Genomic DNA, 12,720 nt, shown 5'->3' on the forward strand with positions numbered 1-12,720 from the left:
GGCCTATTCCTCGTCGTTCGCCGGCTCTTCCGGCCCGGCGATCGTCCAGCTGGACAGGAAGTCGGGGTTCTCGACGCTCTCGCCGCCGGTCAGCGGGTAGAGGCCGGGCTCGGCGGCGCGGATGTTCGAGGTCTGGGGCGGCAGGGTCGTGGTGTCGCCGTCCTGCGGACCCAGCAGGTCGAGCAGGACGCCCTCCTCCGCGTCGGCGGTGATCACCACGCCGTAGAAGGCCTCGCGGCCCTCCACCTCGCCCTCGGCGTCGAGGAAGGTCAGGTTCACCAGCATGGTCTTGCCGACCAGGCCCTGGGCGAAGCCCTCGTCCCAGTGTTCGGGCGGCGGGGCGGAGAGGATGGGGATGTCGTCGGTCATGGGATCGTCCTAGCGGTGCGAGACGCGGCGCACCACCGCGTCGCCGACCATCTGCAGCGCCTGGACCAGCACCAGCAGCAGCACCACGGTCACCACCATCACGTCGGTCTGGAAGCGCTGGTAACCGAAGCGGATGGCCAGGTCGCCCAGGCCGCCCGCGCCCACCACGCCGGCCATGGCGGTGTAGGACACCAGGGCGATGGCGGTGACGGTGGCCGCGGCGATCAGGCCCGGCATGGCTTCCGGCAGCAGGGCGCCCAGCACCACCTGCCGCCGCTTGGCGCCCATGGCGAAGCTGGCCTCGATCACGCCCTTGTCCACTTCGCGCAGGGCCGTCTCGACCAGGCGGGCGAAGAACGGCGCGGCGCCGGCCACCAGCGGCGGGATCGCTCCGGCCACGCCCAGCGAGGTGCCGACCAGGGCCACGGTCAGGGGGATCATCACGATCAGCAGGATCACGAACGGCACCGAGCGCAGGATGTTGATCACCAGCGACAGCACGCCGTTGGCGACGCGGTTCTGCAGCATCTGGCCCTTGCCGGTCAGGAACAGGATCACGCCCAGCGGCAGGCCCAGCACCACGGTCAGGGCCATGGAGCCGCCCAGCATCGACAGGGTGTCGAGCGTCGCCTGGCCGATCTCCGACCAGTCGATGTTGTCCATGAAGCCGCTCATCGGCCGACCTCCCCGACCAGGTCCACCCGGACGCCGTCGGCCTGGAACCGTGCGATCGCCGCTTCGACGTCACCGCCGGTCAGGGACAGGGTCAGCTGGCCGTAGGGCGTCTCGCGCAGGCGGTGGATGCGGCCGCCCAGGATCGAGTAGTCGACGCCGGTCTCGCGGGCCACCGCGCCCAGGATCGGCTTGTAGGTGGCCTCGCCCTTGAAGGTCAGGCGCACCACGCGGCCGCCGACGACGGCGCCCTCGCCCGGCTCGCCTTCCGCCTCGGTGACGAACCGCCGGGCCGTGGCGCTGGCCGGATGCAGGAACACCTGCTCGACCGGGCCGCTCTCGACCACCCGGCCGCCCTCCAGCACCGCCACCCGGTCGCAGACGCGGCGGACCACATCCATCTCATGGGTGATCAGCACGATGGTCAGACCCAGCTCGCGGTTGAGGTTGGAGATCAGCTCCAGGATCTGTTCGGTGGTCTCGGGATCCAGCGCGCTGGTGGCCTCGTCGCACAGCAGCACCTTGGGGCCGGTCGCCAGGGCGCGGGCGATGCCGACGCGCTGCTTCTGGCCGCCCGACAGCTGGGCCGGATACTTGTTCGCGAAGTCGCTCAGCCCCACCCGCGCCAGCAGCTCGGCGGTGCGCGCCTTGACCTCGGCGTCGGGCTTGCCGGCCAGCTTCAGCGGGAAGGCGACGTTGCCGGCCACGGTCTTGGACGACAGCAGGTTGAAGTGCTGGAAGATCATCCCGACCCGGCGGCGCAGGCTGCGCAGCCCTTCGACGCCCAGGGCCGCCACGTCGTCGCCGTCGACCACGACCTTGCCGCCGGACGGCTTCTCCAGGCCGTTGATCAGCCGGATCAGGGTGGACTTGCCCGCGCCCGAGGCGCCGATCACGCCGAACACCTCGCCGGGCGCGACCGACAGGTCGACTCCGCTGAGCGCGGCGCGCCCATCGTCTTTGGCGCCGCCCCCGGCATAGGTCTTGGAGACGTCTTGGAAGGTGATCACGATCTGGCCCGGGCGTTATGGAGCCGCTGCATTTAGGCGCTGCCGCTCCATTTGGCGAGAGGCGAGCCCGTCAGGGCCGCTTCACCACCGTCCCGCCCTTCATCACGAACACCGGACGCTCCAGCGTCGTGACGTCGGTCAGGGGGTCGTCGTCCACCGCGATCAGGTCGCCGTAGCGGCCCACGGCCACCTGGCCGACGTCCTTCTCGCGGCCCAGGGCCTGGGAGGCGGTGATCGTCGCGGCCTGGATCGCCTGCAGGGGCGTGGCGCCATAGCGGACCATCACGGCGAACTGCTTGGCGTTGGTCCCGTGCGGATAGACCCCGGCGTCGGTGCCGAAGATCATCTTCACCCCGGCCTTCAGGGCCTTGCGGAAGTTCTCGCGCTGCAGCTCGCCGATGTCGCGGTCCTTGCGCAGGTTGTCCTCCAGCACGCCGTTCCGGGCGCCTTCGGCCTGGGTGTAGTCGGTGTTGTAGATGTCCATCGAGAAGTAGGCGCCCTTCTGGACGGCCAGCTTGATGCCCTCGTCGTCGACCAGGCTGGCGTGCTCGATGGTGTCGACGCCGGCCCGGATGGCGTCCTTGATCCCCGCCGCGCCGTGGGCGTGGGCGGCGACCTTCAGCCCGGCCATGTGGGCCTCGTCGACGATGGCGGTCATCTCGGCCAGGGTCAGCTGCTGCTGGCCCGGCTCGTCGCCGTGCGAGAACACCCCGCCCGTCGCGCAGATCTTGATCACCTGGGCGCCGTACTTCTTCAGCGTGCGCACCACCTTGCGGCCCTCGTCGGGGCTATCGACGTTGTAGGGGCTCTTCTGGTCCATCGACGGCGGGAAGAAGGTCGAGTCGCAGTGGCCGCCCGTGGCGCCGATGGCGTAGGTGGCCGTGACGATGCGCGGCCCTTCCACATAGCCCCCGTCGATCGCCTCGCGCAGGCCCACGTCGTCGAACCGGTCCGAGCCGACGTTGCGGATGGTGGTGAAGCCGGCCTCCAGCGTCTTCTTGGCGTTGGCGGTCTGGACCACGCTCCAGAAGGCGTCGCTGAATTCCAGGCTGTTGTAGCCGCCGATCTCGGCCACGGCGCTGATGTGGGTGTGCATGTCGATCAGGCCGGGCAGCAGGGTCGCGCCCGGCAGGTCGGTCACCACCGCGCCCAGCGGCGTGGCGTCGCCCGCCTTGCCCACCGCGGTGATCCGGCCGTCGATGATCACCACCTGCGGATTGTCGACATACTTGCCGGTGGCCACGTCGAGCAGCCGCGCGGCGCGCACCACCTCGATGTCGGCCGCCTGGGCCACAGTGGGGGCCAGCGGCGCGACAGCCGCCGCCGCGATGAAGGCCAGAGCGGCCAGTTGACGCTGCATGATCACTTAATCCCCGTCCCCGCCCTCTTTCCGGGCGATCCAGAACGGCGACGCTATCACGCGCCGAAGGGACGTCGAGCCGTAACGGCCACGTTTCGCGCCCGTGCCAAGAACGAGGGCGCCCGCGAGGGCCGCGCTCGCCCTTGGCGGGACTCTCCCCCCAGCCTATACGGGCAGGACCAGCGCGGGCGTGGCGAAACTGGTAGACGCAGCGGACTTAAAATCCGCCAGCCGCAAGGCTATGCCGGTTCGACCCCGGCCGCCCGCACCACCTCTCCTATTCGACGACCGGAACGTCCAAGGCTCCACCGACGGCGAAGCCGTGCGCTTCGGTCCGGTTGGCCTTGCCGGCCGCCACGCGGGCGGAGGGGTTGGGCCGGGGCTCGGCCACCTTGTGCAGGGCGTTGCGATCGACATGGCGGAAGGGCGCGGTGCGGCCGCGGACCTGCAGCATGGTGGTGGAGACGTACGACCAGCCGCCGTCGGCGTCGAACTTCACGTCCAGCTCGTAGGAATCGGTCCGGAACGCCCACTCCAGGAAGTCGGTCGAGCAGATGCCGTAGCCCGGCCCGCCGCGATCCGCCCTTACGATCAGGCCCGAGCCGTCCGGCGCGGCCTGGCCCTTGGCCAGCGCCGTCTGGCCGCGCGGGATCGCCAGGGTCTGCATGATCAGCCCCGTCGCGGGCTCCCACAGCCAGTAGCCGACCTGGTCGTGGAAGGTCGTGTCCTCGTCGGAGGCGACGATGTGGACGTGGTAGCGCAGGCCGTAGAACAGCTGGGGTCCGTTGGCCTGGGGATCGATCGGCTGCATCTCGATGCGCTCGAGATAGTCGCGCCGCTCCGGCCCCTCGGCCTTGGGGTTCAGGTCGACGCCCTTGCGGCCTTCCCACACGCCGGCCAGCCGCCGCAGCGGACCCAGATTGGCCAGGGTGTCGGGATCCACATCTTCCGGCTCGGTGAAGATGTCGTCGGGGAAGTCGTGCATCGGGTTCGGTTCTCGCGCGCGCCGCCGTGTCCGTCACGGCCAAGCATCCTCGGAGCCGAAATCCCATCGACGGGCGCCGAGGTCAACGCCCCCGCGCCCGTCGTCCGGAGTTCAGAGCAGTTCGTAGGCCGGAATGGTCAGGAACTCCTCGAGGGTGTCGGAAAGGACCATGCGCGTGAACATGTGCGCGGCCTCCTCCAGGCGCGGCGAGCCGAAGTCGCGGCGCAGGTCGGCCATCTCCTGGGTGAACAGGCTGACGAACAGCTCCGAGCTCAGCACCCGCCCGTCGTCCAGGGCCGCGCCCAGGCGCACCCACTGCCACAGCTGGGTGCGGCAGATCTCGGCGGTCGCCGCGTCCTCCATCAGGTTGTAGAGCGGCACCGCGCCCCGGCCTTCCAGCCAGGCCTGGGTGTAGCGCACGCCCACGCGGATGTTCTCGCGCACGCCGGCCTCGGTGCGGACGCCCTCGTGCAGCTCCAGCATCTGGGGCTGTGTGATATCGAGGTCGGCCAGGGTCTTGTCGCGCTGGTTCGGCGTCGGCATCAGGCGGTCGAAGACCTCCATCGCCACGGGGACCAGGTCGGGGTGGGCGACCCAGGTGCCGTCGTGGCCGGCCCCGGCCTCGCGCTCCTTGTCGGCCTTGACCTTGGCGAAGGCGGCCTGGTTGGCGGCGTCGTCGCCCTTGACCGGGATCTGGGCCGCCATGCCGCCCATGGCGAAGGCGCCGCGGCGGTGACAGGTCTGGATCAGCTTCAGCGAATAGGCGCCCAGGAAGGCCTTGCCCATGACCATGGCCGAGCGGTCCGGGGTCAGGAATTCGGCGCGACGGCCCAGGCGCTTGATGAACGAGAAGATGTAGTCCCAGCGGCCGCAGTTGAGGCCGACGATGTGGTCCTTCAGCTCGAACAGGATCTCGTCCATCTCGAAGGCGGCCGGGATGGTCTCGATCAGCACGGTGGCCTTGATCGTCCCGACCGGCAGGCCAAGGGCCTCCTGGGCGCGGACGAACACGTCGTTCCAGAGGCGGGCCTCCAGGTGGCTTTCCAGCTTGGGCAGGTAGAAGTACGGACCCGAGCCCTTGGCGATCGCCGCCTTGGCGTTGTGGAAGGCGTAGAGGCCGAAGTCGAACAGCGCCCCGGCCACGGCCTGGCCATCGACCTCCAGGTGGCGCTCCATCAGGTGCCAGCCGCGCGGGCGCACCTTCAGCACCGCCGGGGTCGGCCCCATGGCGTACGCCTTGCCGGACTTCGGGTCGACGTGGGTCAGCTCGCCCTGCCAGCGATCCTTCAGATTGACCTGGCCCTCGATGACATTGGCCCAGGTGGGGGCGGTGGCGTCCTCGAAGTCGGCCATGAACACCTTGGCCCCGCAGTTCAGGGCGTTGATGATCATCTTGCGGTCGACCGGGCCGGTGATCTCGACGCGGCGGTCCAGCAGGTCGGCCGGGACCGGGGCGACGGCCCAGTCGGCGGCGCGGACGTGCGAGGTCTCGGCCAGGAAGTCGGGCAGCTCGCCGGCGTCGAAGCGGGCCTGGCGCGCCTGGCGGGCTTCCAGCAGCTGGCGGCGACGGGCGTCGAAGCGACGGTGCAGGTCGGCCACGAAGGCCAGGGCCTCGGGGGTGAGCACTTCCACCGCGCGACCCTCGACCGGGCCGGTGACTTGGATATGGGCGGCGACGTCGAGCGGCATGAGGAATTCCCGTGGTCGTGAGGGCTTCCCGGGACCCTCGCCCCGGGAAGCCGCATGGATACTAGATGAAGCGTACGTCTTGTTGAGGGCCCGGCGCTCTTAGGCGGCGCCGTTCTGCCCTCCGCCCCGGACGGTCGGGACGATCTGGTCGCCCCAGTTGCCGGCGCCGTCGTGGTGACGCGAGGTGCGCACCAGTTCGACCGAATAGCCGGCCGCGATGGCCCGCTGCACCGCTTCGTTGAGACGGTGCGCGGCCTCGGCCACCCGGTCGACCGCCCGTTGCTGGTCGCTGGAGTTCGGCATGGCGGCGGGAGCGAATTGCGTGGCGGTCATGGGATGAATCCTCGATCGGGTGGAAGGGGAGGCTGAAGGTTCGTCGCTATTCGGCGGCGAACTGGTTCATGGTGTTGGCGTGGCCGCCGGCTTTCAGGGCGCGCTCGCCGGCGACCATCTCCTTGAAGGTGTCGCCCAGGTCCGAGCCGACCTCGTGCTGGTGCTTCACGGCCGACACCCCGCGGCGGATCTCTTCGCGCTGCACGGTGTTGACGTAGGCCTGCATGCGGTCCTCGCCGAAGTAGCCGCGCGACAGCTCGTCCACGCTCTTGGCCGTCAGGTGGAAGGTCGGCAGGGTGATCAGGTTGTGGAACACCCCGGCGCGGGCCGAGATGTCGACCTGGAAGCGGGCCAGGCGCTCGTCGGCCTCGCGGCCCAGGTCGCTCTTGTCGTACTCGGCCGACATCAGCGCGTTGCCTTCGGGATAGCTGTCCTTGTGGATCTTGCCCTCGGCGATCCACTGGTCGCGGACCTGCTTGCGCAGGTTCAGGGTCCAGTTGAACGACGGCGAGTTGTTGTAGGTCAGCTTGGCGTTCGGAACGACCTTGCGGATCTCGGCCACCATCGAGGCGATCTCGTCGACATTGGGAGTGTCGGTCTCGATCCACAGCAGGTCGGCGCCGCCCTGGGTGAGGTTGGCGATGCAGTCCTCGATGACGCGCTGGCGGCCGGTGCCGTCCTGGAAGGCGAACAGGCCGTTGGGCATGCGCACCGGCTTGACGAACGCGCCGTCCTTCATGATCGCCAGCTCGCCGTCCTGCAGCGGGTTGTCGGCCGTGACGGGCTCGGTCTTCAGCCACTTGATGTAGTCGCTGGCCAGGTCGCCCGGCTCCTGGCTGACCGGGATCTTCTGGGTCAAGCCCGCGCCCAGGCTGTCGGTGCGGGCGACGATCACGCCCTCGTCGACGCCCAGCTCCTCGAAGGCCAGGCGGCAGGCGCGCAGCTTCTCGATGAAGTCCTCGCGCGGCACGGTGACCTTGCCGTCCTGGTGGCCGCACTGCTTGGCGTCGCTGACCTGGTTCTCGATCTGCAGGCAGCAGGCGCCGGCCTTGATCATCTCCTTGGCCAGCAGATAGGTCGCGTGCTCGTTGCCGAAGCCGGCGTCGATGTCGGCGATGATCGGCACCACGTGGGTCTCGAAGTTGTCGATGGCCTTGATCGCGGCCTGCTCGGCGACCTGGTCGCCGGCCTCACGGGCGGTGCTCAGGGCCTTGAACAGGTCGTTGATGGCCACTTCGTCGGCCTGCCGCAGCGAGACGTAGATCTCCTCGATCAGGTCGACGACCGAGGTCTTCTCGTGCATCGACTGGTCGGGCAGGTGGCCGAAGCGGTTGCGCAGGCCCGCGACCATCCAGCCGGACAGATAGACATAAGCGCCCTTGGTCGTGCCGCGCAGGCGCTTGACCGACTTGATCATCTGCTGGGCGTGGAAGCCCGACCAGCAGCCCAGCGACTGGGTGAACTTGGCGCTGTCGGCGTCGTAGGCGGCCATGTCGGCACGCATGACCGGGGCCATGGCGCGGGCGATGTCGAGGTGGGTGTTGAAGGTGTTCTGCAGCTTCAGCTGGATGATGGCGTCGATGTCGACCCCGCCCGGCGCGACGCCGTTCGGATAGCGCGCCAGCAGGGCGTCGCGGTGGTCGGCATAGGTCTTGCGCTGCGTCATGGTCGTTCGGTCCCAACTTCGGAGCCCGGGGCGGTAAGCCTTGCGGGCCAAGGAAAACTTGTCGTTGGGGACCTAACGCCGCGCCGCCGGAACGGTCGAACCTATTGAGGGCAAATTGTCAAAGATCGACTTTGTAATTTCTGTAAAGTCGTGACAAATTGACTGAATGGCGACGCTCGATAAGAAACAAGGCGACAAGAAGCTTTTCCTGGGGGGACGGCTGAAGCGGCTGCGGCGCGACCTGGGCGTGACCCAGGCGCGGATGGCCGAGGAGCTGGGCGTCTCGCCCAGCTATCTGAACCTCCTCGAGCGCAACCAGCGGCCGGTCACCGCCCAGCTGCTGCTGCGCCTGGCCGACGCCTACGACCTGGACCTGCGCAGCCTGTCGGCCGACGATCCCGGCGGCGGGGCGGGGCTGGAGGAGGTGCTGGCCGACAAGATGTTCGCCGACCTGGGCGTCGGTCGCCACGAGGTCGCCGAGGTGGCCGAGCTGTCGCCCGGCCTGGCCGAGGCCATGACCCGGCTCTATCGCGCCTATCTGGACCGGGGACGGCTGATCGACCTGGGCGCCTTCGAGCGGCCGGACGGCGCGGGGCCGGTCTCGGGCCAGTCGCCGACCGACTGGGTCCGCGACCTCGTCGGCGCCCAGCGCAACCACTTCGCCGAACTGGAGACCCTGGCCGAGACGATCCTGGCCAAGCTGAAGGCCGACCCGCAGGACCTGGGCCCCGCCGTGCGCGAGCGGCTGCTGCGCGAGTACGGCGTCCAGTGCCGCGTCATGCCGGTGGAGGTGATGACCGGCTCGCTGCGCCGCTACGACCACCACCGCAAGCGCCTGATGCTGTCGGAGACCCTGGCCCCGGCCAGCCGCATCTTCGGCATGTGCTACCAGCTGGGGCTGATGGAGGGCGGCCAGGTTCTGACCGACCTGACCGACCGCTTCAACGCCCCCGACCGCGCCACCCGCCAGCTGCTGAAGGTGTTCCTGGACGGCTACCTGGCCGCGGCGATCATGATGCCGTACGAGCCGTTCCTGGCGGCCATGGAGTCCACCGGCTACGACATCGAGCGGGTGCGGCCGCGCTTCGGCGTCAGCTACGAGCAGGCCGCCCAGCGCCTGACCACCCTGGGCCGTCCGGGCTCGCGCGGGGTGCCGTTCTTCATGATGCGGCTGGACGCGGCGGGGAACATCTCCAAGCGCTTCGCGGCAGGGCCGTTCCCGTTCTCGCGGTTCGGCGGCGCCTGTCCGCGCTGGAACGTCCACGACAGCTTCAAGACCCCCGGCCGCATCGTCACCCAGGTGATCGAGACGCCCGACAGCGAGCGCTACTTCACCCTGTCGCGCACCGTGCGGCGGGTGTCGGGCCTGCAGGCGGGGCTGGAGGACGAGCTGGTCGTCGGCCTGGGCTGCGAGCTGAAATATGCGGGCAAGCTGGTCCAGGCGCGCGGGCTGGACATGGCCAACCCGATCACCATCGAGATCGGCCCCTCGTGCCGGATCTGCGAGCGTCCGGCCTGCCCGCAGCGCGCGGCGGCGCCGATCAATCGGACCCTGCTGGTCGAGGAGAACAGCAAGTCGCTGTCCCCCTTCCCCTTCGCCCGCTAGCCCTCAGGGACAGGCGGGCGTCGGGCCGGGCATGACCGGGGACACCAGGCCGACGTTCCAGTTCCAGGCCTGGTCGCCACTGGCCCGCCGCCGGCACATGACCCGCTCGTTCAGCGCGAACATGCCCGGCATCAGGTCGGCGGCGGTCGTCGGCTTGTCGCGGAAGGCCATGTAGCCGCCCGCCGGCGCATAGGCCGGCCAATCAGCAGCACCAGCGGCCTGGGGCCGACCGGTCCGCGCGAAGCTGGTCCAGTAGCCGATCATGGCCTGGGAAAGTCCCCGTTCCTCCGGCGTGTCCGGCGATTTGGGCCAGCGCGGCGAGGTGCGGTCCATGTTCCCGAACATGAACGGGATCTCGCTGGCGTGGAACGCGTGGATGCCCGCCTGGTCCATGGCCGGATAGCCGTGGTCCCACAGATAGAGGAACGAGGGATGGCCGGCCTTGGCCTGGGACCGGACCAGCCGCTCGGCCGTCCAGCCGTACATGGCGTCGCGGGTGGTGGCCAGGACGCTCTCCTCCAGGTTCGACGACGGGTAGAGCGCCAGGAAATCGTCGGCCAGGTCGCGATAGCGTTCGCGGATCGTCTTCTCGTACTCCGCCGCGCCCTTGGGCGTCGGCGGGGCCAGGAAGCGCAGGGCGCGGATCTCGCCGCTGTTGAAGCCGGCCAGGATCGGCGCGGGCGCCTGCTCGCCGCGATCGAAGGTGTCGACCAGCTGGCGGGGCAGCACCTTGCCGTCCACGACCCCGAAGGGCAGGAAGCCGGCCTTGGCCGCGCCGTCGGTCACCGCCTGGGGGTCCATGGCGCGCAGGGCCGCCAGGTTCGGCGCCTTCAGCGCCCCGGCCACATAGGCCCCCGCCCCCTCGCCCGACGGCATGCCGTAGCGGGCGGTCTTCAGCTCGGGCGTCGAGATCATGTAGGCGCTCTGGGCGATCGCCTTGTGGAACAGCCCGCGCGCCTGGGGCGAGGCCATCAGGTACATGACGCTGAGCGCCCCGGCCGACTCGCCGGCGATGGTGACGTTGGCCGGGTCGCCGCCGAACGATGCGATGTTGCGCTGGACCCACTGCAGGGCCGCGATCTGGTCCAGCAGGCCGTAGTTGCCCGAGACGCCGTCGGGCGACTCCTTGCTGAGCTCGGGATGGGCCAGGTAGCCCAGCGCGCCAAGCCGGTAGTTGATCGTCACGACGACCGTGCCGGTCGCCGCCAGCTTGGCGCCGTTGTAGCCGTTGGACCGGCCCGTCCCCGAGGTCAGGGAGCCGCCGTGGATCCAGACCAGCACGGGGGCCTTGCCCGTCGTGGACGGGGTCCAGAGGTTCAAGGTCAGGCAGTCCTCGCTGGTCGGGACCTCGGCGGTCGAATAGACCGACGCCGGGCCGGGCGCGGGCTGGATGCAGGCGGCGCCGAACTGGCCGGCGTCGCGGGTCCCTGTCCAGGACGTGGCCGGCGCGGGCGGACGCCAGCGGCCGGCGCCCACCGGCGGGGCGGCGTAGGGCAGGCCCTTGAAAGCCAGCAGGCCGCCGTCGACCACGCCTTCCGCCGTTCCGGCCGGGGCGGCGACCACCGGCCGCGCGGACTCGGCGAAGGCCTGGTCGGGACCCGCCAGCAGGGCGACGGCGCCCGCGAGGCCGAGAAGGGGCTTCAAGAAATTCGTCATTGGACGGCTCCGGTCTTGGGGGCCTTGCCCAGCAGCCGCGCCAGCGCCAGGAACAGGCCGATGGCCAGGGCGTAGAACGGGGCCAGGGTGAAGAGCGCCATCTGCAGCGAGTTGGTCGGGTGGTCGGCGCGGAAGAAGTCGCTGGCCGCGCCCACATAGGTCGGGCCCAGGCCCAGGCCGATGAAGTTCATCACCAGCAGCAGCAGGGCGCCCGACATCACTCTTTGATTGGGCCGGACCTCGGTCTGGACCAGGGCCACCGCGGGCGACAGGTAGAAGTGGTTCAGGCACATCGGGAAGATCAGCAGGCCGATCGCCAGCGGCCAGCTCGGCGCCCAGACGAAGGCCAGGAAGAACGGTACGGCCAGGATCAGGCCGATGGCCGGCGCCAGGCCGTAGGCGCGCTTGGACACCCGCGTGAACCGGTCGATCAACCAGCCCGAGCCGAAGATGCCCACGCTCATGCCGACGCCCACGACCAGCGCGTACCAGAGGGCGACCTCCTGCAGGGTCATGCCCTTCTCGCGCATCAGGAACAGGGTGGCGAAGTTGCCCAGGCCGTAGGTGATGAACTGGGTCGCGCCGCCGCCCAGGGCGGCCAGCATCAGGGCGGGATGGCAGACGAACATGCGCAGGGTCTCGCCGAAGCCCGCCTTGGGCGGAGCCGGCGCGTCGGCCGCCCGGTCCAGTCCGCCGCGCTTGGGCTCGCGGACGATGAAGGTCAGGGCCAGGGCCGCGACCAGGCCGACGCCGCCGGTCACCAGGAAGGCGTCGCGCCAGCTGAACGCCGCCGCCACCGAGGCGCCGAACGCGATGCCCAGGGCTGCCCCCACCGGCGGGCCCAGGTTGTAGAGGCCCAGCGCCCTCCCCCGGCGTCCCGGCGGGAAATAGTCGGTGATGATGGCGTAGGACGGCGGCACGCCGCCCGCCTCGCCGAAGCCCACCGTCATCCGCGCCACGGCGAAGCCGCCATAGGTCTTGGCCACGCCGCAGGCCATGGTCGCCGCGCTCCAGATGCCGCAGGCGATGGCCAGCACCGCCACCCGGTTGGTCCGGTCCGCCAGCCAGCCCACCGGGATGGCGATGAAGCAGTAGAAGGCCGCGAAATAGAGCCCGCCCAGCAGGCCCAACTGGCTGTCGGTGATGTGCAGGGTGTCCTGGATCGGCTTGGCCAGGATCGACAGCAGCTGCCGGTCCAGGAAGTTCAGGACGTAGATGAACCACAGGCAGCCGAGGGCGACCCAGGCCCTGGCGTCGGGCGCGCGGGCCTCGGCGGTCCCGCCTTCGACAAGGGGCGGCGCGGTCGCGACGGGGACGGCTTCGGCGTTGCTCATCATCGTTTCCTCGGACCGCGAGCCTTGGGGCTCGTCTATC

General features: G+C 69.9%; 11 protein-coding genes and 1 tRNA gene. 2 read left to right on the forward strand and 10 right to left on the reverse strand.

Annotation, left to right across the window (positions count from 1 at the left end; genetic code table 11):
- Positions 1–3 precede the first annotated feature (3 nt).
- From BR39_RS0102315 to BR39_RS0102330, 4 genes are all read right to left on the reverse strand, one after another.
- Complete coding sequence (locus BR39_RS0102315; protein WP_029907407.1) at positions 4–369, reverse strand: hypothetical protein; 366 nt, start codon at positions 367–369, stop codon at positions 4–6.
- A gap of 9 nt (positions 370–378) precedes the next feature.
- Positions 379–1,044 carry a methionine ABC transporter permease gene (locus BR39_RS0102320; protein WP_029907408.1) on the reverse strand — a complete coding sequence of 222 codons (666 nt, stop codon included), beginning with the start codon at positions 1,042–1,044 and terminating at the stop codon, positions 379–381.
- Positions 1,041–2,051 carry a methionine ABC transporter ATP-binding protein gene (locus BR39_RS0102325; protein ID WP_029907409.1) on the reverse strand — a complete coding sequence of 337 codons (1,011 nt, stop codon included), beginning with the start codon at positions 2,049–2,051 and terminating at the stop codon, positions 1,041–1,043. The genes BR39_RS0102320 and BR39_RS0102325 overlap by 4 nt, the downstream gene beginning before the upstream one ends.
- A 70-nt stretch (positions 2,052–2,121) precedes the next feature.
- Positions 2,122–3,411, reverse strand: a complete 1,290-nt coding sequence (locus tag BR39_RS0102330) for an amidohydrolase family protein (RefSeq protein ID WP_029907410.1) — start codon at positions 3,409–3,411, stop codon at positions 2,122–2,124.
- 184 nt (positions 3,412–3,595) lie between these two features.
- Here BR39_RS0102330 and BR39_RS0102335 point away from each other — a divergent pair.
- Positions 3,596–3,682: transfer RNA gene (locus BR39_RS0102335), tRNA-Leu, on the forward strand.
- Positions 3,683–3,688: 6 nt separating this feature from the next.
- On the opposite strand, the gene BR39_RS0102340 is transcribed toward BR39_RS0102335, so the two are convergent.
- The 4 genes from BR39_RS0102340 to BR39_RS0102355 all read right to left on the reverse strand — a co-directional run bounded on the left by BR39_RS0102340 (position 3,689) and on the right by BR39_RS0102355 (position 8,084).
- Positions 3,689–4,396, reverse strand: a complete 708-nt coding sequence (locus BR39_RS0102340; protein ID WP_029907411.1) for an FABP family protein — start codon at positions 4,394–4,396, stop codon at positions 3,689–3,691.
- A gap of 111 nt (positions 4,397–4,507) precedes the next feature.
- Positions 4,508–6,085: a malate synthase A gene (aceB, locus tag BR39_RS0102345; protein WP_029907412.1), complete on the reverse strand. Its 1,578-nt coding sequence runs from the start codon at positions 6,083–6,085 to the stop codon at positions 4,508–4,510.
- Positions 6,086–6,184: 99 nt separating this feature from the next.
- Positions 6,185–6,418, reverse strand: coding sequence for a hypothetical protein (locus BR39_RS0102350; RefSeq protein WP_029907413.1), 234 nt, complete (start codon positions 6,416–6,418; stop codon positions 6,185–6,187).
- Positions 6,419–6,464: 46 nt separating this feature from the next.
- On the reverse strand, positions 6,465–8,084 hold the full coding sequence (locus tag BR39_RS0102355) for an isocitrate lyase (protein ID WP_029907414.1): 1,620 nt from the start codon (positions 8,082–8,084) through the stop codon (positions 6,465–6,467).
- A gap of 166 nt (positions 8,085–8,250) precedes the next feature.
- Here BR39_RS0102355 and BR39_RS0102360 point away from each other — a divergent pair, with 166 nt between their 5' ends.
- On the forward strand, positions 8,251–9,690 hold the full coding sequence (locus BR39_RS0102360) for a short-chain fatty acyl-CoA regulator family protein (protein WP_029907415.1): 1,440 nt from the start codon (positions 8,251–8,253) through the stop codon (positions 9,688–9,690).
- Between the two features lie 3 nt (positions 9,691–9,693).
- On the opposite strand, the gene BR39_RS0102365 is transcribed toward BR39_RS0102360, so the two are convergent.
- Positions 9,694–11,346 carry a carboxylesterase/lipase family protein gene (locus BR39_RS0102365; RefSeq protein WP_029907416.1) on the reverse strand — a complete coding sequence of 551 codons (1,653 nt, stop codon included), beginning with the start codon at positions 11,344–11,346 and terminating at the stop codon, positions 9,694–9,696.
- Positions 11,343–12,680, reverse strand: coding sequence for a spinster family MFS transporter (locus tag BR39_RS0102370; RefSeq protein WP_369795604.1), 1,338 nt, complete (start codon positions 12,678–12,680; stop codon positions 11,343–11,345). The genes BR39_RS0102365 and BR39_RS0102370 overlap by 4 nt, the downstream gene beginning before the upstream one ends.
- Positions 12,681–12,720 lie beyond the last annotated feature (40 nt).

The sequence above is a fragment of the Caulobacter sp. UNC358MFTsu5.1 genome (assembly GCF_000712075.1).
GTDB lineage: Bacteria > Pseudomonadota > Alphaproteobacteria > Caulobacterales > Caulobacteraceae > Caulobacter.

Coding starts and splice junctions, on each gene's coding strand:
- BR39_RS0102315 (WP_029907407.1), bottom strand. CDS start 369: ATGACCGACGACATCCCCATCCTCTCCGCCCCGCCGCCCGAACACTGG.
- BR39_RS0102320 (WP_029907408.1), bottom strand. CDS start 1,044: ATGAGCGGCTTCATGGACAACATCGACTGGTCGGAGATCGGCCAGGCG.
- BR39_RS0102330 (WP_029907410.1), bottom strand. CDS start 3,411: ATGCAGCGTCAACTGGCCGCTCTGGCCTTCATCGCGGCGGCGGCTGTC.
- BR39_RS0102340 (WP_029907411.1), bottom strand. CDS start 4,396: ATGCACGACTTCCCCGACGACATCTTCACCGAGCCGGAAGATGTGGAT.
- aceB (WP_029907412.1), bottom strand. CDS start 6,085: ATGCCGCTCGACGTCGCCGCCCATATCCAAGTCACCGGCCCGGTCGAG.
- BR39_RS0102350 (WP_029907413.1), bottom strand. CDS start 6,418: ATGACCGCCACGCAATTCGCTCCCGCCGCCATGCCGAACTCCAGCGAC.
- BR39_RS0102355 (WP_029907414.1), bottom strand. CDS start 8,084: ATGACGCAGCGCAAGACCTATGCCGACCACCGCGACGCCCTGCTGGCG.
- BR39_RS0102360 (WP_029907415.1), top strand. CDS start 8,251: ATGGCGACGCTCGATAAGAAACAAGGCGACAAGAAGCTTTTCCTGGGG.
- BR39_RS0102365 (WP_029907416.1), bottom strand. CDS start 11,346: ATGACGAATTTCTTGAAGCCCCTTCTCGGCCTCGCGGGCGCCGTCGCC.
- BR39_RS0102370 (WP_369795604.1), bottom strand. CDS start 12,680: ATGAGCAACGCCGAAGCCGTCCCCGTCGCGACCGCGCCGCCCCTTGTC.